Annotated in this window: 13 protein-coding genes and 2 pseudogenes; 4 read left to right on the top strand and 11 right to left on the bottom strand. The window is 59.8% G+C overall.

Going from position 1 to position 20,789, the window contains the following annotated elements:
- Positions 1–276: 276 nt before the first annotated feature.
- The 6 genes and pseudogenes from IQ26_RS30945 to IQ26_RS40700 all read right to left on the bottom strand — a co-directional run.
- Positions 277–489 (bottom strand): annotated as a pseudogene (locus IQ26_RS30945) (helix-turn-helix domain-containing protein); the annotation flags it as partial.
- Positions 490–531: 42 nt separating this feature from the next.
- Positions 532–1,602 carry an adenylate/guanylate cyclase domain-containing protein gene (locus IQ26_RS30940; RefSeq protein WP_145722184.1) on the bottom strand — a complete coding sequence of 357 codons (1,071 nt, stop codon included), beginning with the start codon at positions 1,600–1,602 and terminating at the stop codon, positions 532–534.
- Positions 1,603–1,605: 3 nt separating this feature from the next.
- Positions 1,606–2,079: a Rab family GTPase gene (locus IQ26_RS30935; RefSeq protein WP_208760251.1), complete on the bottom strand. Its 474-nt coding sequence runs from the start codon at positions 2,077–2,079 to the stop codon at positions 1,606–1,608.
- Positions 2,080–2,113: 34 nt separating this feature from the next.
- A complete protein-coding gene (locus tag IQ26_RS30930) occupies positions 2,114–5,179 on the bottom strand; it encodes an OmpA family protein (RefSeq protein ID WP_145722182.1) in 3,066 nt (1,021 codons plus the stop codon).
- A 7-nt stretch (positions 5,180–5,186) separates the two neighbouring features.
- Positions 5,187–5,852: a coiled-coil domain-containing protein gene (locus tag IQ26_RS30925; RefSeq protein ID WP_145722181.1), complete on the bottom strand. Its 666-nt coding sequence runs from the start codon at positions 5,850–5,852 to the stop codon at positions 5,187–5,189.
- Between the two features lie 611 nt (positions 5,853–6,463).
- Positions 6,464–6,609 (bottom strand): annotated as a pseudogene (locus tag IQ26_RS40700) (IS110 family transposase); the annotation flags it as partial.
- Positions 6,610–6,796: 187 nt separating this feature from the next.
- On the opposite strand from IQ26_RS40700, the gene IQ26_RS30915 reads away from it, so the two are divergent.
- The 3 genes from IQ26_RS30915 to IQ26_RS30905 all read left to right on the top strand — a co-directional run bounded on the left by IQ26_RS30915 (position 6,797) and on the right by IQ26_RS30905 (position 11,635).
- Positions 6,797–9,631, top strand: a complete 2,835-nt coding sequence (locus IQ26_RS30915; protein ID WP_240547310.1) for a trifunctional glycosyltransferase/class I SAM-dependent methyltransferase/polysaccharide deacetylase — start codon at positions 6,797–6,799, stop codon at positions 9,629–9,631.
- Complete coding sequence (locus tag IQ26_RS30910) at positions 9,588–9,887, top strand: glycosyltransferase family 2 protein (RefSeq protein ID WP_145722179.1); 300 nt, start codon at positions 9,588–9,590, stop codon at positions 9,885–9,887. The genes IQ26_RS30915 and IQ26_RS30910 overlap by 44 nt, the downstream gene beginning before the upstream one ends.
- Positions 9,888–10,225: 338 nt before the next feature.
- Complete coding sequence (locus IQ26_RS30905; protein WP_145722189.1) at positions 10,226–11,635, top strand: adenylate/guanylate cyclase domain-containing protein; 1,410 nt, start codon at positions 10,226–10,228, stop codon at positions 11,633–11,635.
- A 205-nt stretch (positions 11,636–11,840) separates the two neighbouring features.
- Here IQ26_RS30905 and IQ26_RS30900 read toward each other — a convergent pair whose 3' ends face one another.
- The 5 genes from IQ26_RS30900 to IQ26_RS30880 form a co-directional block, all read right to left on the bottom strand.
- On the bottom strand, positions 11,841–12,521 hold the full coding sequence (locus IQ26_RS30900) for a peroxiredoxin-like family protein (protein ID WP_145722178.1): 681 nt from the start codon (positions 12,519–12,521) through the stop codon (positions 11,841–11,843).
- Positions 12,522–12,540: 19 nt separating this feature from the next.
- On the bottom strand, positions 12,541–15,840 hold the full coding sequence (locus IQ26_RS30895) for an adenylate/guanylate cyclase domain-containing protein (RefSeq protein WP_145722177.1): 3,300 nt from the start codon (positions 15,838–15,840) through the stop codon (positions 12,541–12,543).
- A gap of 290 nt (positions 15,841–16,130) precedes the next feature.
- Complete coding sequence (locus IQ26_RS30890; protein ID WP_145722176.1) at positions 16,131–17,516, bottom strand: hypothetical protein; 1,386 nt, start codon at positions 17,514–17,516, stop codon at positions 16,131–16,133.
- 204 nt (positions 17,517–17,720) lie between these two features.
- Entirely contained in the window at positions 17,721–18,245 is a 525-nt protein-coding gene (locus IQ26_RS30885; RefSeq protein ID WP_145722175.1) for a GNAT family N-acetyltransferase, read from the bottom strand.
- 73 nt (positions 18,246–18,318) lie between these two features.
- Positions 18,319–19,143, bottom strand: coding sequence for a hypothetical protein (locus IQ26_RS30880; RefSeq protein ID WP_145722174.1), 825 nt, complete (start codon positions 19,141–19,143; stop codon positions 18,319–18,321).
- Between the two features lie 206 nt (positions 19,144–19,349).
- On the opposite strand from IQ26_RS30880, the gene IQ26_RS30875 reads away from it, so the two are divergent.
- Positions 19,350–20,765 carry an adenylate/guanylate cyclase domain-containing protein gene (locus tag IQ26_RS30875; RefSeq protein ID WP_145722173.1) on the top strand — a complete coding sequence of 472 codons (1,416 nt, stop codon included), beginning with the start codon at positions 19,350–19,352 and terminating at the stop codon, positions 20,763–20,765.
- Positions 20,766–20,789: the final 24 nt, after the last annotated feature.

Here is a 20,789-nt window from a genome sequence, read left to right as displayed (position 1 = left end):
GTGAGGATCGGCTCGGCCCATCCGAGCAACCCTCGTCTCTTAATCGCACGAAAGGGCGGGCCACCGATCTCAGCCCTGGAACATGACGTCTAGCGACAGCAGATTCGCTTGCGTGGCTACCTGTCGGCCAAGCTTTCTTGCGTTCCGCCAGTGCGGGTTCTCCGGCCTTCGCGTTGTCCCCGTCCGCGTCGAGGACTTGCCAGCTCTTCCCGAATGCGGAGATCAAGCCTTCCACGCGGCCGCGTACCCGCGGGGGAAGATTCCTCAATCCCTCGATCAGCCGCTGGCCTTCTGCGCTGACAATGAAATCGAAGCGCTCTCGACCGACAGAGGCTGAGGTTCGCTATTCTCGTCGTTTCCCGGCAGGCCTTCGAAGAGGCGGCTGACAGGCACGCCCAGCGACCTGGCGATCTCATAGAGCATCGATGCGCTCACGCGGTTCTTAGCGTTCTTGTATTTTTGGAACTGCTGAAAGCTGATGCCGATGGATCGAGCAAGCTGCGCTCCAGGGTCGGCACTGCCAGCGACAAATCAGGCCGGGAGCCGCCACATTCGCACACGGCCTGTACCACGCAATTCCGTTTCCGCGAGTGGGTCGCAAGCAAAATTTGGTCCAAGCAGTTTGTGAGTTGCATCCGAAATACGGATTTCATCGGGCTCCGCGGACGTTTGAATACGTGCGGCGAGATTAACGGTCTCGCCCCACAGGTCATAGGCAAACCGCCTTTTGCCTATGACGCCCGCGACGATTGGTCCTGAGTGAATTCCAATTCTGAGTCTTAGCGGTTCTCCTGCGAAGCGTTCGCGTTTAACCGCCTTCCGCAGCTCAAGTGCATAGTGCGCAAGGGCTTCTGCATGATCGGATCGCGCGGCGGGCAGGCCAGCGACCACCATCACACAATCGCCGATTGTCTTGATCTTTTCGCAGCCGTATCGTTCCGAGAGCATATCCGCCGCCTTGAAGAAGTAATTTAAAATAGCCAGCGTTGTCTCGGCTCCCACGCTCCGCGCTCTTTCCGTAAAGCCGACGATGTCGGCAAAAAGCACACTCACCTCAGCGTGGTTGTCTGCAATTTGTTCGTCCGCTTTTAAGCGCTCCGCGATCGACGCCGGAAGAATGTTGAGGAGTAGGCTTTCGGCGCGCTGGTATTCACGCGACAATCCCTCTTGGGTCTTGCTCAACGCCTCGTTCATCAACTGCAATTTCTCGTTGAGTTGGCGCTCTCTCTCTTGCAGAAGCGTCATTTCATACGCCTTCTGTTGAATCCGCTGCCTATTGTCGCGTTCGGCGGTGGCGTCAAGAAAGAGCAGCCAGATGCAGGCGTTGTCCGTATAAAGATGAAGGTCTGCAACACGCCCGCCGGGCAATTCTACCATGGGCATATGATATGGAAGATCTATGCAGGGCAGCAAACCTTCCATGAATTCAAGCTGCTCGGCAACGGGCTTGCCAATGCAAAGTGATGATAGGCCGTAATGTTCAACACTACCACCCTTATCAGCTATTAAAAGCTGGGAATTTATTTTCAGATATGCAACAGCACGTTCGTTGTAGACGAAATTGTAAAGCCATTCTCGGACTTCTATTGGCAATCTATCCATAGTTTATTTAGCAACCATCGAAGCAAGCTGACGAAACGCATCATCAACATGTTCACCCGAAAACGCACTTGTTAGATAGATTTGCCATCCAATTTGCTTCAATTCGTTTATTTCATTGTCCGAAATCGCCCACCGATCGGCCAGATCGGATTTGTTGAACAGCAATACAAACGGCATAGCGCCGAACTCGGCCTCGACCCGCTCGCGCAGCGTGAGCGCCACGGCAAGAGTAGCGGCGCGGGTTCCATCGACGACAAGCACGAGCCCGCTCGCACCTCGCACATAGCTGACGCGGAATGAGCCGATATCGTCTTCGCCGGCCAAATCCCACAAAATCAGATCCACGGTTTTGTCCGGGAATACGACACTCTTCTTGTCGATTTTCACTCCCACCGTGGTCAAGTAGGTCTCTGAAAAGATGCTTTGCACAAACCTGCGAACCAGACTCGTCTTTCCGACAGCGAACCCCCCCAACATGCAGATCTTTTTTTGCAATATCCTGGGCTCCGCCCTAGTGGAAGTTTACCGTAACCGAAACTCTGCGATTGGCGGAGCTCCCGGCTCGGCTATTCTCAGTCTCCGCCGGCTCAAAGGTGCCCGCGCCGCGAACCAAAAGCGATTCCGGAGCGACGCCGCGCTTCTTGAGAAGCGCACGAACTGTCTCGGCGCGGGCGGCGCTGATCGACGCGTTGGTCGTCTCACGGCCCACGGCGTCCGAATGGCCAGTCAACATGAACTGTGCTGTTACGCCTGCCTTGCGGGCGTCCTTGGCCAATCCCTTCAACTGATTCGCCAATTTGTCGAGAACTGGCAGTTGCTCTGGTCCCGGTACAGCCTTGCCAGAATCGAAGAAAATGTCGACCGCTTGAATAGCCTCCCTCAAACGAGTGAGTTCCTGAGGGGTCAACTCGCGCAGCTCGGAAATTTCTAGAGAGAGTCCATCCGCGGCCAGTTGTTGGGCGGCGACCCGCGCCCGATCTATCCAGGCGGCAGGAGCCTCACCCACGACAACGATGCGATCCTTCATGATCGAAAATCGTACTGAATCCGGCGGGGCCAGCGACGCCATCAGCCGCTTCACCACGAACTTCGGATCAAGGCTCTGATAGAATTGCCACTGCGAATGAACGCGAGCCGGATCAACCCCTGTTCCGGACAGCAGAGCCTGCGGGTCGGCGGCCTGCGGGTCTCTCAGGCCGGAAATGTAGAAATGTCCGCCCCTTGCCCTTTGTTGGGCGACGATGATTCCCGGTTGGGCCTCAAGTCGCGACACATAAGTCTGCCAGTGCTCCGCCGCGCGTGCTTCGGGGCTCACATCACGAACCTTGGAGATGTCGAATACGGGTCCGCCTGCCGAAAGCTGTCGGGCCGCTGCGCGCGCCCGATCTATCCAGGTGTCGGGAGCCTCACCCTCGGCAACGATGCGATCCTCGACAATCGAAAGCCGAACCGATTTCGGTGGGGTCAGCGACGCCATCAGCCGCTTCAGCACGAACTTCGGGTCAAGGCTCTGATAGAATCGCCACTGCGAATGAACGCGAGCAGGATCAACCCCCGTTCCGGACAGCAGAGCCTGGGGGTCGGTCGCCTGCGGGTCTCTCAGGCCGGAAATATAGAAATGTCCGCCCCTTGCCCTTTGTTGGGCGACGATGATGCCCGGTTGGGTCTCCAATCGCGACACATAGGCCTGCCAGTGCTCCGCCGCGCGTGCTTCGGGGCTCACATCACGGACCTTGGAGATGTCGAATTCCGGTCCGCCTGCCGAAAGCTGTCGGGCCGCTGCGCGCGCCCGGTCTATCCAGGTGTCGGGAGCCTCACCCTCGGCAACGATGCGATCCTCGACAATCGAAAGCCGAACCGATTTCGGCGGGGTCAGCGACGCCATCAGCCGCTTCAGCACGAATTTCGGATCAAGGCTCTGATAGAATTGCCACTGCGAATGAACGCGAGCAGGATCAACCCCTGTTCCGGACAGCAGAGCCTGCGGGTCGGCGGCAAGCGGGTCTCTTAGGCCGGCAATATAGAATTGGCCATCGCGCATTTTTTGTTCGGCAACGATGATGCCCGGCTGGGTCTCCAGTCGCGACACATAGGCCTGCCAGTGCTCCGCCGCGCGTGTTTCGGGGCTCACATCACGGACCTTGGAGATATCGAATACCGGTCCGCCTGCTGAAAGCTGTCGGGCCGCTGCGCGTGCCCGATCTATCCAGGTGTCGGGAGCCTCACCCTCGGCAACGATGCGATCATTGACGATCGAAAGTCGTACTGAATCCGGCGGAGCCAGCGACGCCGTTAGCCGCTTCAATACGAACTCCGGCTCAAGGCTCTGATAGAATTGCCAGTGTGAATGAACGCGGGCGGGATCGACCTGCGTTCCGGACAACAGCGACTGCGGGTCTGCGGCAAGCGGATCTCTCAGGCCGGCAATATAGAATTGGCCATCGCGCATTTTTTGTTCGGCAACGATGATGCCCGGCTGGGTCCCCAGTCGCGACACATAGGCCTGCCAGCGCTGCCCGGATTGCCAGGAAAGAAAGAACCAACCGCCTGCCGGAATCAAAACCAGCAGGACTGCAGCCACCACTAGCCACGGAAATCCCTGGTTTGATTCCTCCTGCTTCAGTTCAACGCAGGTCTGCAACTGCGTCTCTACGCCGGCCAGCTGCGAACTGTCGCCGTCAAACTGCTCTAAAGCCTGTGAGCATTCATCATGGATGCGAAGCAACACATCGCGAACTATTTCATGTAATTCCTCTGGCGGATTTCCCCGGATCACCGCAACCAAGGTCGCAAACGGTCCAACTTCTGACCAGAGACGAAGCTCCCCGAAACGGATAGTGTCCAGGCCGCTCTGCTCTTTCTCGTTAAATGAGTCTTTAACAAAATCCTGAATTGCACTGAGCATCGAAGAAATGAGTTGAGGATCTTCGCTCGTTGCATTATCAGCAGTTACATGCGCTATCAAAAGACCGGAATTGCGGTTAATGAGAAAGACATGTTCTACACGATAGACAAGAGAATGCTTAAGGACAACTTCTGAGAAGCTTGCCCCTGTTCTCCAGGCTTCAAATCTCCACTTGAGCCCATGCCAGGTAAATATATGTCTTAAAGTTTCATTCAGCGACTGAAAGGTCTGATCGATCTTTTCCCCGATCGACTTGCGAATTGCCGGCAGAAACACCGGGTATAATATATCCGTAAGCGTGCGCGGGCTCTTCTGGATGGACCGTTGCACGGCCCTCTCGACAGCTGGCGCAAGGGCCTCTCCGAGTTGCGCATGCGACGCACGAGCGGCTGCACTGGGGAGAACGTCCCCCACTGCAGCCGCAAGCTGCTCAGGTTCGTCGAGCAGGTGGGTAACTCGTGAAAGCTCCGAAATTTCACGGCCGACCAGCAACTGGCGCAGCGTTTCCATGCGAGGATCGGCGGTTGGAACTCCGTCCAACCGCGCGCGATAGTCCGGATCGACGCTCCGGGCAATTTCGACCAAAAGACTAGCCAGAGCCTCGCGATCAATCTCTGTATCGTTCGAAGCTGCCCTTTGAGGAAGGCTGATTGGGTCGACGGTCGACGTCAAGTTCCGATCAACTCACTTTCCAACTACGTTCCGAGTTACTCTTGTTGCCGACGGGATCCTGATTTAGACATTTTGCAACCTCGACAAACAGGCCAGCCAAAAGATTTCGGTCGGTCTTGACGTTGCTGAGATCGGAGAACATTTTCTCAATTAGCATCTGAATGCTCTCATTCTTTTGCTTGATTTCCTCACGCAGCAATTGATCGCTTCGATTTATCCGGTCCGCAACTTCGCGCTCAAGCTCGCTCAATTGATCCGACAACGCGCGCACCTGCTTTTCAAGCGCCTGATTTTGTTCGCGAAGATTGCGGTCAATCTCCTTGTCGGCCTCGGCTCGTGCATCCTTTTCGTTCCGCAATTGCGCCGCGAGCGATTCAACCTGCTTCTTTGCATTTGACTCGTACATTTCAAGATTGCGCTTGGCCTCGGATTCGACATCCTTGAAGCGCTGCAAAAACCGTTCTTCAAGCTTGGAAAAACGGCGGTCATAGTCCTGCATCTGGTTGCCGAACAGCAGATCACGTATCTTGTCGACACCTACAGCGTCGCCGGAGACCCCGCCCTCGCGAGCCTGGACTCCCATGAAGGTCAGCCCGTTTCCGTCTGCATTACCTATCAGATTTCCTTCCGCTTTATTTGCTGAAGAAGCGGTATTCGAAGATTCCTTAGCCATCCCTATGCCCCTTCGTTTGAACACCTGCCACAGTGCAAAACTGAAAACACGCAAGCATGTCAGCAAAATACCTAGCTCGCAAGCCGGAATCTTCTTGACTTAAGCCAATTCGTGCGTCCCTTTTACATCTCTTGGACTAGCAGAAGATGCACAAGTTCCGATTGGTGTCCCTCTCGCATCTCTCTGTGATAGCAGCCATAACCGGCTAATCTAAACGACCATTTGGCGCAATCTACTATCGAAATGAGTAATACAATGTCAGGCTATTAGCTACTGGAGCGCAATTAAGTAGCGCATATTCATTAGATATGGCTAAAGTAGCTGGTCTGGCGGGGCACATACTGTCTCGCACCCGGCTGTTATACTGCGACGATTAGCTTCCGATGCGGGCCCAACGGTAGAAGAAGGTCTTCATTCGCACGGAGAATGGCTGTTCGAGAATGCACCTCGGAATCGAGGCGTTCCGGTCGATAGGAGGGGAGCATAGTCCCAATAGCTGCAGTCATTCATACCAGCTTCAGTGGGCTTGCATTTATTGCGCCCCCGATTGCAAAAGACGTCAGTTTGCCATAGCTATTGCACCTCATACGGTGCCAGGGACCGCAGTTTGTGGTCATGGTGCCGATTCCGGGTATCGACATGAGTATGCGGCATGCTTGGCTTTGACGTGCATCTGCGACAGCTGGCGCCCAAGCTCGGCGGCACGGATGCGAATGCTGCACCAGGCTTCCAACATCGATAGCACGACAGGAGCAAGCTCGCTCTGCAGCCAAATGGCGGCGTCGCGGCGGCTCGGAAGAGTTCGCAGGAGACTGTTTGGACGCAGCCTCCCTGAGGACCGTTTCCTTTGGCAGGAAATCGCCGGCTATGTTTCGGGACTCTTGTTCTACCTTCGAACCAGGCGCGGGTAAGACGGCGTGGCGCATAATCCCTTGGTTTCAATAGTGATTCCTGCGCACAACGCGGAGGTAACGCTGGCGCGCGCACTCGATTGCCTTCTCGATCAGGAAATAGTGGATTGGGAGGCGATCGTCGTCGACGACGCCTCCACGGACGCCACCGCCGCGATTGTCGCCGGTTATGTGGAGCACGATGCCCGATTTCGGACGTTGAGCTCTTGCGCGTATAGCGCCGCCAGCGCGCGCAATAGCGGGATTTCGACAGCGCGCGGCCATTGGCTCATGTTTCTGGATGCGGACGATTGGGTGGATACCAGCTTCCTTGCGAAAATGCTGGCCGCACTTGAAGCCGCGCCCGATGCGGTCGCCGCCTATTGCGGTTCCCGGCGCGTGATGCCCGATGGCGAACTCACCCCGTCGAGTATCCCGACGGAGGTTGCGATCCAGCCCTTCGAAACATTCGCGCGCCGGTGCGCCATCCGCACTCACGCGGTGCTCGTCAACCGGAAGACAATTGTCGAGTTGGGCGGCTTCGATGTTTCGCTGCGCACCTGCGAGGACTGGGATCTGTGGCAGCGCCTCGCACGTCTAGGCAAAAATTGGGTGATGGTCGACGAGCCGCTCGCTTTCTATGGTGTCAGCCCCAACGCGCTCTCCCGCAATTCGACGCAGATGCTGGCAGATGCGGAAATCGTGATAGCCCGCGGCTTTTCTCCTGATCCCAGGGTCAAACACCCAGCACCGGCACACGCCAATGGAGCGATCGAGGCGAGCGGCCACACCGCTTCCGAGGCACTCGCGTGGTTCGCGTTGTGGAACGCCGCGTCGGATTGCGGCTGCGGCTCACGCTCGATCAACCCGCAGCCCCTGCGCGCGCTCCCGGCAGGACGCAAATGGGCGCGTGAGATCGCCAAGGTGGCCTTCGATGGCCTTATGGTGGGTAGCCTATCGGTGCCAGGGCAATTGGCCGCCAGGTGGGACAGGTTCGGCGGCTCCGTCACCGAGTTGATCCTCGAACTCGGCAAGGTTTGGGGCAATCCCGTCGCGGGTCGCCGCGTCCAGTATCAGCTTGAGCAAATGCTTCTCGACGTCGACGATCTTGCCGCGCCGCGCAGGCTGGCGCGGACACTTGGAATTCGCGTCGACGCTCGAAATCCGGCCGCGATCGAACTTCCGGAGGGAATCGATCAAATCTATGCCTACCTGATGACGGATGGCCAGATCGAGGCTGTCGTGCAATTCGGCGTACTCGGAACAGTGACAAGGGATTATTGGATCGAATTGATCCAGAATGTCGTGCCCCGTGAGCGGCTTGACCGCCGGTCCGATCCGGACAGTCACTTCGGCAAACTCGCCCAATTGGCCGAGGAAGCGCGGGAGCTGGTTCGGTCGAGCGCCGAACCTGCGGAGCCTCCCGCGGCGCCGCGCCGCGCACGGGCCAGGCACGACAAGGATCGCACGTCGTTCTGGAATGGCTATTTCGCGACCGAAGATCCCTGGAACTACAGTTCGCCCTATGAGCAGGAAAAATATCAGCGGCAGCTCGAAATTCTGCCGGCCGGTCCCATCGGACGGGCGCTTGAGCTGGCCTGCGCGGAGGGGCACTTCACGCGGCAGCTGGCGCCGCGAGTGGGCCATTTGACCGCAACCGACATCTCCGCCATAGCCGTCGAACGGGCCCGCGCGCGATGCGGCGATCAGCCGAATATTGAATTCGGCGTACTGGATTTCTCTGCCGACACGCTGCCGGGTGATATGGATCTGATCGTCTGTTCGGAAGTGCTCTACTACCTGGACGATCTCGCCGAGTTGCGGCGCATTGCCAAAAAATTCGCTGAGGCGTTGGCGCCTGGCGGCAGTTTCATCAGCGCACACGCATTCGTGCTGCGTGACAATGTTGAAAGGACGGGCTTCGACTGGAACACATTCGGTGCACAAGCGATCTCGGAGACGCTGGCAGCGACCGAAGGCCTCGTCCTCGAGCAATCGATCCAGACCGAGCTCTATCGCATAGACCGCTTCCGTCGCCTGTCACCGGGCGACGTGGCGACGGAACCAATAATAGATCATGTGCCAATCCGCGCGCCCGTCGGAATCGGGGTCTCGCGAAATATCGTCTGGGGCGGAGCACGGGCCTTGCGCCGCGACGTCGCACGTAGCGAGCGGCGGCAGCGTATCCCTGTCCTCATGTATCACAGCGTCGCCGATGATGGTCCGGCCGCGCTCAGCCGTTTTCGGCTCACACCCGCCGCATTCGCCAGCCAGATGGCATGGCTGCGCGCCAATGGCTTTCACGCGATTGGGTCCGAGCAGCTGGAAGGGTCCATCGCCAACCGCAGCCCTTTTGTTGGCCGCCCAGTGCTCATCACCTTCGATGACGGCTTCCAGAACTTTGCCGACCATGCCTGGCCGATCTTGCGCGCGAACGACCTGACCGCGGAAGTGTTCCTGGTAACGGACTTGGTGGGTGAAAGTGCACTGTGGGACGCCGACAGCGGTCCGCCGATACAGCTTATGGGCGCCGGAACGGTGCGACGCCTCTCCGCCGAAGGTGCGTTCTTCGGAAGCCATCTGGCGACGCATCGCGCGATCGATGGTCTGTCGAGCTCTGACTTGGCCGCCGAGCTGTTGCGATCTCGTATGTTCATCGAACGGTGGACCGGTCGGCCAACCACGGCGTTCGCGGCACCATTCTCTGTCACCGACCGACGGCTTGGCCGGCTGGCCAAGGAGTGCGGCTATCGGATCGGCTTCGGCCGCAAGCACGGGCCGGCGGACCTCGATTGCGATCCCATCGACCTTCCGCGCATCGAGATTCGCGGAGATCGCTCACTCGATGACTTTGTTGCCATTGTCGAGGCCGTGCTCGAAGAGCGGTGAACTTGTCAGTGTCATTCCCGCTCATAATGCGCGAGACACGATCGACGAGACGCTCGGCAGCGTACGCGCTCAGTCCTATCGTGCGCTCGAGATTATCGTCGTTGACGATGGCTCATGTGACCAGACTGCCGCGATCGCCCGATGTCATGCGGAGACCGACACCGGCGTGCGGCTGATCGAGCAGGCAAACGCCGGAGTTACCGCCAGGGTGCGTTGTTCCGCGATTACCCCACTTGGACGGGCCCGCTCCCGGTGACGGCATTCTGACGGTTGGAAGGGGTGTTGTCGCATCGACCCCACGATACAGGAGACATCCACAAAGGACATCGGTAGTCCAGCGGCGGCAGAAAGCATCGCCAGAACCGTTAATTCTGGCTTGTCGAAGAGCGCTAATCGGTATGTTTGCGAAAGTCCGCTAATGACCGACCCGACATTCAGCGCGTCTGCACCAGTGTGGCGCGTGCCGCCCTAAGTCTCGAGACAGACGAAGCGTTTCCGTCCATTCGCATCGGGCAGGATTTTTGGTAGGCTGCCGCAAGGCAAACGGGTGGAGCTGTCGTTCCAGTGGTCAATGATCGTCTTCTCGAAGGCAAGATGACCGAGATCGAGCAGGCGCGAGCCTGGAGCCCGCGCGTCATCTCGAAATTCGAAACGCTTATCAGGAACGGCGACGACCAGGCGCTCTATCGTGTCAATCCGCTGGCCTTCGCCCGCGACCGCGCAATCGCCGAGCCTGAAGCAATCGACCTCTTCCTTCACGCGGCCCGCTGCGGCCTGTTCGATATGAGCTGGGACGTGCTTTGTCCTCAATCCGGGATGGTGCTCGACAGTTTCGGCGCCCTGCGCACGTTGCAGACGCATTACGTCTGCGGCCTGTGCGACGTATCGGGCGATACCAACCTCGACGACTTCATTGAGGTCTCCTTCTCTGTATCGCCCCATCTGCGGCGGGTTTCGTTCCACGAGCCCCAGACGCTCTCTGTCGAGGATTTTCACTGGAAGCTACGCTTCGGCAATGACGGGCGGCTGCCCGGGCAGGACGTACGCTTTCTGGACGTTCTGCGAGGCTTCGTGCGGGGCATGACGTTCCTGCCGCCGGGCACCACAACAACGCTGCGCGCTGACCTCGATCCCGGCTCCCTGTCAGGCGTCAACGTGCAGACACAGGCGGCATTCGCGGTACCAATATCAGGGGATCCGGTGTTGGCGCCGACACTTCTCAAGATCAACTATGACGGCAAGCGTTTCTTGCCTTCGTTGCCGGCCGTGCCGCCCGGTCCGGTTGTCATTGAGGTTGCGAATACGGGATCCGGTCGTGGCGCGTTGCTTCTCATCAACTGGCCGCCCGAGCTTGTCGCGTTGACGACCAAGCCGACGCTCGATTTCGATCCATATGTTTCCGGCGGGGCGCTGCTTGCGCGGCAAACCTTCCGCCGGCTCTTCCGTTCCGAGCGTGTCGACGAGAAGGAGGGGCTCGGCATCCGGCAGATCACCTTCCTGTTCACGGATCTCAAGGGTTCCACCGCCATGTATGAGCGCCTTGGCGACCTCAACGCGTATGCCCTGGTCCGCGAGCATTTCGCCCTTCTCAATGCGGCGGTCCACCAGCATTCCGGCGCTGTCGTAAAGACGATCGGAGATGCGGTGATGGCAGTATTCTCGCGGCCATCGGATGCGATTTCGGCGGCCCTCAACATTTTTGAAGAAATCGATCGCTTCAACGGCGACAATGTCAGGCCTGGGATTATCCTGAAGATGGGTGCCCACTGCGGTCCATCGATTGCCGTCACACTCAACGACAACCTCGACTACTTCGGCCAGACCGTCAATGTCGCCGCACGCGTGCAGTCACTGGCGGAAGCCGGACAGGTTTGCATCTCCGAGGCGCTCTATTCCGCGCCCGACGTGAGTGACCTGCTTGCCGGCCGAGGCGTCGTCGCGTTTGATGCGCCTCTTCGAGGTGTGGAGGGCGATGCAACTGTCTATCGCATTATGCGGGGATAGACGCGACTGCGTGCCGCAAACTTATCAACCGTTGCGACGGCCCCTTCGGTCAAAAAACTCAGGGCAGGTCCAGCGGTCCAGCTTGCCGCCCGAAACACGGTCGCGCGTCATTGCGCCGGCAAGATGTCGGCGGGCTTCCCAGGACGCCTAAGGCCCGCGTACTGCAATTTCACCATTGCCCCGGAACACACTCTTGCAAAGGTGTCTATTGGGCGACTTGGGACACGGCTGACATCAGCTCCTGCGGGTTTGGCTTCCCAAACATGTATCGCCCACCCTCTGGAACCTCCGTGAAGCTCCAGCGGACGATCCCCTGCCGGTCCAGCAGGAATTGACCGACCAATTGTCCGTGTCCCGTTGCCATCATCTGCTCGTCGGCTTCGGTCACTTCGTAATTGTCCTTCTTGTTGAGGATTTCGCTGGCCGCAATAGGATCCATCGGACCTGGCAACTCGCCTGGTATGTCGACCCGCATATCCTTTGCCGCTGCCATCGAGACCTTGTACGGCCAGTTCGTCTCGTTTTGGGTGAATTCGAGATTGGGCAGTCCAAAAGCACGATGTGAAGCGCGTTCAGGGTCGGAGGCCGCAAGCAGATTCGGCATCGGATGGTAGCGGAAATAGAGACGCGCCCGCTCGATCGGCGTGTTGACCACCGTCAGGCTCTCCACGCCCTTGTCGCGCAGATCCGGATCAAGCCGCGCCTGGGCGGCGATATAGCGCCGGCAAAACGCACAATGCAGACCTCGAAACAGGCCGACCAACACCGGTTTTTGTCCGCGAAAGTCGTCAAGCGCGATCTTGCCTTCCTGGGTAATGGCGTCGAGTACCAAGTTCGGCGCACGGTCGCCCGGTTGAAGCGGCACCAAGTCACTACGCGAGGACATTTCCAACCTCCAACCCCGGCTAGTCGAGAAAAGGCAGCACCACAAGCGCTTCCGGGTCGAGCCCGTGCTGGGCGCATATATCCTGCGCCAGGGAAAAGTAGCGTTCGGCCTCGGCCAGATTGTCGAGGTCGAGATTAAGCGTTGCGAGACCATCATAGCACGGAAACAGCAGTTGGGGTTCGCCCGTTTCGCGGGCTACGTCCAGTGCTTCGTGGAACAAGCCAACCGCCAGTTCCGGACGGCCGTGGCACTGGTGGATCTGCCCAAGCACGATCAACGGCACCGGCAGGTGCTCGCGCTGATCGAGCGCCCGGTCGATCTCGATGGCCTTCTCGGCAGCAGGCACGCCCTCCGTTGGACAGCGATCCGTGAAAGTACAACAAGCGACCGCCAGATTGGCGAGGAGGCGCGCCTGGAAACCCAAATCACCAATATGGCGTGCCACTTCAAGACCGCGCCGACAGACCTCCATCGCCTGTGCCGGATCGATGGTCGTGTAAAGCACGCCGAGATTGGTGTAGCCGCGGCAGGCCGCACCCAGTAGACCGGCGGCTTCGGCCAATTCAATGCTACGCTCAACCTGACGCACGGCTTCACGGTTTCGCCCAAGGCGAGCCAACGCAACAGCCTTGGTATTAAGTGCCTCGGCGGTCACAAGAGTGGCATCACATCCTACCTCGGAGACATGCTCCGTTGTCAGAGTACGTACGCAATCCATCGCCGCGTCTGCCCATTTTACCGCGAGAGCGTGATCTCCGCTACGGAACGCCTGTCGACCGCGTTCTTGCCAGAGATGCGCCTGCTCGATCGGGGCATCCGCTCCATCGAGGAGCGCTGCCGCTTCAACATAGCGGGATTCTGCGTTGTCCCGCTTGCCGACGTCCCAGAGCAGCCGACCGATCTTACGCAAAACTCGCGCCGAAGCGACACGATTGGCGGACTCGCGGTATGCCTGCAACACCGTCTCGTAGTGGTGGTGCGCGATCTCGCGGCGGCCTACCGGGCCGCTCAAATCGGCAATGCGCTCTGCAATTGCCAGTTTGAGCGGTGTTTGCCCGATCGCGTCCAACGCAGTCAGTGCTCGCTCGTAGAAACGAAGGGCGTCGTCGTTGGCGTATATCATGCGAGCGCGATCGCCCGCCGCCTGCAGGTAATGCGCGCCCTTCTCCCGCTCGGCGCTCTGTGCGAAATGATGACCGAGCACGGTCAAATCCTCGAGCCGTTCCGGCTTGTCGCCGCACAGTTGCTCCAAGGCAGCACCGACCCGCCCGTGGATGTCGGTCCGGCGTTGCAGGAGCAGATTCTGGTAGATCACGTCCTGCAGTAATGTTTGCGTAAAGCGGTAGCTTTGCGACGAGACCGAGCCTGATCCGGCAACTTCCTCGATGAATTCCGCATCGCAAAGCAGTTCGCAGCCGGCTTCTAGCCGGCCGGGGTCGGCTGTCACGGTTTTCAGAAGTGTGGCGTCGAAGCGCGGGCCGATTACCGCGGCTTCCTGGGCCAACCGGCGCACCTCTTGGGGCAGCCGGTCGACGCGAGCAAGCAACATTGCCTGGATAGTGGCGGGAATGCCGGTTGCGACTTCGCCTGCCACAGTCCGCCATCGCTGGCCCTCGCGCATCAGTACACCGCGATCGATAAGGCCGCGAACGATTTCCTCTACAAAAAGGGGGTTGCCGCCCGCGCGCTCGAGGATCTGGTCGACAAGCCCTCCTGCGGAGTTTACCCAGCTCTCGCCGAAAAGCGCCGCCAACAGGCTGCGTCCGTCATCATTGTTGAGCGGCGAAAGCCTGAGCGCTGTATGACTGACCCGACTTGAGTCGAGCTGGTCGTTGCCCGGTGCCGGACGATGCGTGACCAGCACCATCAACCGCGTGCGCACCAACCTGTCCATCACGAAACGTAGTGCCTCGAGCGACACGGCGTCGGCCCAGTGCAGGTCTTCGACGACAATCAACAGCGGCGACAACGCAAGCCGCCGTTCGATGATTGTGCGGACTGCATAGAGAATTTGCCGCCGCAGCTGCTCGGGCTCGACATGCTGCAAGGTGGCATCGGGGTCGCCAAGGCCAAGCACATGGTAGAGCAAAGGCATCAGCCGCTTCGCCTCCTCGCCCTGCAGGCCGAGATCGGCAAGCAAGCCTGCGAGCTTCCCTCGCATTTCGTCCCCATTGTCGTTTTGCATCATCCCGGCAGCGCTGCGCACCACTGCGCCCAAGGCGCCAAATGATTGTTCGCCCAGCGGTGAGCACGTGGCCTGCCGCACGGCGACGTTTCGAAAACGATCCTCGTCGCCGACGCGGGCGACGAACTCCTTCACCAGCCGCGATTTCCCGATACCGGCTTCTCCGACGAGGCGGACAAGTTGGGCCGAGCCGCCGCACGCCTGGTCAAGGCTCGCCAGCATTCTATGGAGCTCCGCACCACGACCTATCATCGGCGCGCTGAGGCCGAGCGCCTCGAGCCCACGCGCTGCACGCGGCGCCGCAAGCGGTGCATCCAGTCGATGGACGAGCACACTGCCAGCCTTGCCGCGAAGCACGACATCACCCAGCGACTCGTAAGAGAAGGCATGCCGGGTCAGCCTGTGAGTGAGCTCGCCTACCAGCACCTCACCCGGTGCGGCCAGCGATTGCAGGCGTTGCGCCGTATTCACTGTGTCGCCGGTCACCGAATAGGATTTGGCGGTGCCGATGCCCAACCCGCCAGTGACGACCGGGCCAGTGTTTATGCCGATATGGAGTAACAGAGGCGAGCCGGAGTGGGGGGCGCTTTCGCCGCGCCGCGCCGTCCGGGCGATCATGTCGAGAGCGGCGCGAAGCGCACGTTCCGGATCGTCCTCATGCGCGACCGGTGCACCGAACAAAGCGAGCAGCGCATCGCCGATGAACTTGTCGACGAAACCACCAAAGTTTCGCACGGCCGCCGTCAATTCCTTGAACAGTTCGTTCTGCAGCGCTTGCATGACCTCGGGGTCGAGCTGCTCGCTGAGTGTCGTGAAGCCGCAAAGGTCTGCGAACAGGACCGTTACCGTCCGTCGATCGGCGTCAGAGACGGGATGCAGCCCATCTTCGCTTTCGATGTTCGGAAGCAGCGACGGAGTTCGAGAAGGCGGCACAATGGTCCGGCTTGGTGTCGGAGCAGGCCGTTCGACGGTTTTTGCGGGCGCACCGACGCTTGCCCCGCATTTCGGACAGAACTCGAAATCAGGTGCGCAGGGGTAGCCGCAACTGGCGCATGGCACGGGTTGGCGCCTGCCACACCTCGGACAGAAAGCGTAACCGCCCTCAACTTCGAAACCGCAGCCCGAGCAGTCCATAGGACAAGACCTCGCTAGGGGCCGTGACGGCGTGATCTCGCTACGCACTTCACGGCCAGGGTGTTCACAAGGATGAACCGATAACCGTCGACCAGCAAGCGGCAGCGCAAATGGGCATCGAGCGATCAGTGTGGGTCCGGTGGCAGAGCGCTGCCGATCGAGGCGGAAGCCGTCGTCGAAATCCCGAAAGGTATCAGCGTCAAGGAAGCGGCCGGATCAGACGCCAGAGGCTCACCGATAGATCGCCGTCGCTTGCGGTTGCGCACCAGAAAATCAACCTGAAGTAAGGCTCAGCTCGCCTTGATCCCCGCCTGGCCGATCTTGCGCCATCGGGCGTTTTCGCGAACCAGTTTCAGGTCGTCGGTCGTCTCTGCAAATGTCCGCAAACGGTATTGCCGGAGCAGGTCCGGGAAGAGCGCCCCTTCCGGCAGGCCGGCAAGCTGCTCGCGGACCGAAATTTTCTCATCGATGACCCGCATGCCCCAGGCATTTTCCCGAACCTGCAGCTCCGCAGCCAGATCGCGCTCTTCCGGCGCGTCTTCATCTAGCGCAGCCAGTAGGATCGAGTGGAAAAGCGCTACATAGCCAATCTGTCTCAGGCCGCCCACAACCCGCACGCGCGGCAATATGGCAAGGACGAGGAACATCAGGAACAAGTTCGGCAGCAGCACGCCGTCCAGCAGCGCCTGCCTGAGATGCGACCGCTCGAACGGGATGGAAAGACCATGCGGCCTGTCAGGCTCGATCAGGTGCCCGTTCTCGAGGACAAGCTTGCGCACGCGCTCCTCGCGGATGCCCCAGAAATAGGCCGTGGCATTGGGCAGGAATCTGCCAAATGGGCTCAAGGCGGCCGCTTGCAGGGCACATTCGAGACGCTGGCGCCTTGCGGGCTCAATGAGCAGCCTGGAAAGAAGGCTGCCATCATGTTCTAGATGCCGCGCCACGGCAGCCGCGGCGAGCCGATCATCGATGAAAACCGGCAGGGCCATGCCGGAACGATCCCAATCGGCGACCAGATCCTCGTTGAGGGCTGTCAGCGCATCGGCGGCGGTTCCAAACACCTTGTCCTGGCTGGCAAGCAGTGTGCCCAGCCAGCGGCTGGCATCCGTTTCGTCGCCCACCGCTTCGAGCGCGCGCTTGTTGAGGGTGACGGGACCGGCCACGCAGGCGCTTTTGCGGCACAGTTTGTGGCGCCCCATGCCAAACAGGTTGACCTTGTCGTCACCGACATCGAGCCATCCCGGCCCCTCCCGCCCAATTGTCTCCATGGTCATCGTCGTTCCCATGAAGCTGAAGAAGGCCGACAGCCCGTTTTCGACCGCGCCGAGCCAGGCAAGCAGGAGGGCATCGAAGGTGATCCGGTCCATCAGAAGCAGGCAATGCAGGCCGGACTGAATCACCGGTCTGTGCTCGAATTCTTCGAGGGCCTTGCCGATCTCTTCAGGCTGCATGATCACCCCAAGGCGCTGATGCAGGACTTCGCGCAGGATCGAGCGGGCAGCGATCGCCGGGCCCGATGCAGGCCTTGCCACCGGCCGCCACAGATGGCGGGCATAATCGGAAACCGGTGCATTCCAGTTCTGCTCGATGTCACGCACGACTTCCGGACAGAGCAGCGACAGCACGGCCAGAATTTCCACCGGAGGCGTAGGGGTTGGGTCAAAGACGGCGGTCATTGGTCCCGTCTAGCCACTTGCGGTGCAAACGCCAAGGGAGACCAGACTTGCTGGATGCAGCCGGCCCACACATAGATTGTCAACTCGATCAAAAATGGTGTGAGACGAAATTGACCGCATCCTACGGAGTTCTCCATGAGCAATCACCTGTTCGCCGGCACGAATTGTTAGATTGGCCAAACAGTTACGGCCAAACAGCGGATCTCAGAACCGCAGCCGGGCCATGCTCAGGAGGTCGTGGTACTGCCCGTCGGTAAAACCGGCCTTCACATGCCGACCTTCGACCTCGAAGCCGTGGCTTGTGTAGAGACGGACGGCCGGTTCGTTGTCGGCATAGACGGTCAATTCGACCCGCTTCAGGGCGCGCCAGTTGTCGGCCACGTCAAGCAGCGCGCCAAGTATGGCAGAGCCGATGCCCTTGCCGACAAAGGCATCGTCAAGGCCGATATTGATCTCGCCGATATGCGAACGGCGCGGCGAACCCTGCACGACCAGGCTGCCATGGCCCACGACCTTGCCGTCCAACTCCGCAACGATCCAGGTGGTTTCCTGGCCGGACTTGGCGATGCGCCGCTCCACCTGCTCCACCATCTCGAAGGGCATCCTGAGCGTGCCCCAGCGGAAGCCCGGCATGTTGAAGATAGCGCAAAGCGCCTCCGCATCGCTTGGCCGGACGGACCGGAGCTGCGGCTGGATTTTCTCGGAGGATGGCGAGGTCGTGCTGGTCATGGCGCTCCCGGCAAAGCTATCGGCCCGGCACGATGCACCGGACGTCACCTAAAAATCCAGCCATCTCCGCAACCTATGATGCCGATTGCGAGCTAAAATACCGGGAGGCGGCGTAGAGTTTGAAGACGCCGCTGATGCCGATCCCGCCGAAAAGGGCGAGCCAGAACAATGTCCCGGTCGCCGTCCAGTCGATCCGGTGCACCGCAGCGTCGGTGATGACGAGGCCAAGGATGGCAAGCAGGCCAACCAGAAACTGCGCCAAGCCGAGCACCAGCAGTTCCTCGCGCGGCGCGCTTCTCAAGACGAGATATATGCCGCCCGCACCAGCGAGGAAGATGGCGCTGTAGACCTGAGCGTGGAAGGCATCGATCGGCCATGGCCAGAAGCCGCTGAATGTCAGGGGAAACAGCAACAGGCCGACGCCATAGAGCCCGAGGATCGCCGATTCCACCGGCATGTAGCCGCGCCATGCGGGATTTAAGGTCACGCCTTTTGCAGAAGGACGGGCCCTGGCCCGCCACAGGAACAGCCCGGATACCGCTACCGAAGCAAGATAGACCAAAAACCAGAGCCAGGGCGCTTTGCGCTCGAAGTTGAAATAGCCGAGATTGATGAACGAAGCCACCGACACGATGACGGTGAATATGAAGGCCATGACGAGCACGAGCCTGCCTGGCGACCAGCGATTCCAGAACAGCAGCGCCGCCATCACGACCATTTCGGCGGTGTAGAAGCCGCCGAGGAAGCGGGCATTGAACGGCGTGACGGCCCAAGGCCAGCGCGGCTTGACCAGCATAGGCGCGAAAAACAGGCCGGCGCCTACGATCAGCACGATGATGACCACCACAGAGAAAAGGCGCAGGGCCGCGGGAAATGGCGGGTTGTTGGATGTCGGCATGGGAGGAAGTCCCAAAGATGAATACCCCATGGACCATCATAGTGCGGCTTGCGGCCGGTGAAAATCCGCCCGAATGGAAAATGAACTGTCACCGGGCTTATCCATTCGAATGGCCGTACGGTCCGTTTCGAAGTAAGATGGAGCGCTCGGACCGAAGACCGGTCCGGCCAACACGCCTCGGGGGCGCATTTTCCGGAGCCCGCACGATGAACGAAGCTCAGGATCTGTTCTCGCTTCTGCAGCAATCGACCGATGTCGATCCGCAGGCAATCGACGCGATCAAGCGAACCATCGCGGAGGGCAAGGACCGCGAACTTTGCCGCATCAATGCGCCAGCCTTCGCCAGCAAGCATGGCCTCGACGAGGAACGCGCCATAAGCGCCTTTCTCCATGCGGCACGGGTGGGCATCTTCGACATTTCCTGGAATGTTCTGTGCCCCGGCTGTGGCGGCGTGCTCGACACCAACGCCACGCTGAAAACCCTGCAGAAGGACGAATACACCTGCGCGCTGTGCTCCCAGGGCTATTCGCCGACCCTCGACGAGATGGTCGAGGTGACATTCACCGTCAGTCCCCGCGTGCGCAGGATTGCCGCCCACAATCCACACGAACTGCCGGTGGCGGAATATTTCCGCCAGATCTACTGGGCGTCCGGCGCCGATCTGCCGGAAGAGGATTTGGCGAAAAAGATGGAAGCGTTCTCGCTGGAGGATATCGAGCTTGCGCCCGGTGAAAAGGCGGTTCTGCACATACAGCTTCCGTCCGAATTCATCATCGTCTTCGAGCCGGTTACCCATTCAGCGCAGTTCATCGACGGGAAGGGCGAACCAACAAAAGAGCGCCGAAGCCTCTCTTTGGTCTTCGACCGCGACCATGTCCAGAACCAGACGCTGGAGATGCAACCCGGCCCGTTGCGCATTTCGCTGGAGAACAGGACCGACACCCGCGTGCTGCCGACGGTCTTCATCGCCGGCCAGGCATTGCATGATTTGCTGGGTAAACGCCGGCCATTCCTGACCGCCAAGCGCCTGCTCACCAACCAGACGTTCCGCGATCTCTATCGCACGGATACGCTCGACATCAACCAGCGCCTGAAAATCACCAGCCTGACCTTCCTGTTCACCGACCTGCGCGGATCGACCGAGCTTTACGAGCGAGTGGGCGATCTTTCAGCCTTCGATCTCGTGCGCGTGCATTTCCAGGTTCTGCACGAGATCGTCGCGGCGGAGGCAGGCGCGGTGGTGAAGACGATCGGCGATGCGGTGATGGCGACCTTCGCGACGCCTGATCGTGCGATTGCTGCGGCCCTCAGGATGCGCGATGCCATGCGTGAGCTCAACGACAAGAGCGGGCGCGAGGATCTGCTGCTCAAGATCGGAGTCCATGCCGGCCCTTGCATCGCCGTGTCCATGAACGAGCGGCAGGACTATTTCGGCCAGACGGTCAACATTGCTTCGCGAGTCCAGAACCTTGCCAACGCACAGGCGATCTTCGCCACTCGTGCGGTGGTCGACGACAATCTCACCGCCGATCTGTTGCACAGGAACGCTCTGACGCCGGTGCCTCATGAGGTCTCGCTGCGCGGCATTGAGCGGGAGATAGCAGTCTATACGATCCCCTGAAGACTCGGCCCCGAAGAGAAGGCT

Source organism: Mesorhizobium tianshanense (genome assembly GCF_007830515.1).
Taxonomy (GTDB): domain Bacteria; phylum Pseudomonadota; class Alphaproteobacteria; order Rhizobiales; family Rhizobiaceae; genus Mesorhizobium; species Mesorhizobium tianshanense.
The sequence above is the reverse complement of the archived record's forward strand: the minus strand, read 5'-3'. Positions and strand labels throughout refer to the sequence as shown.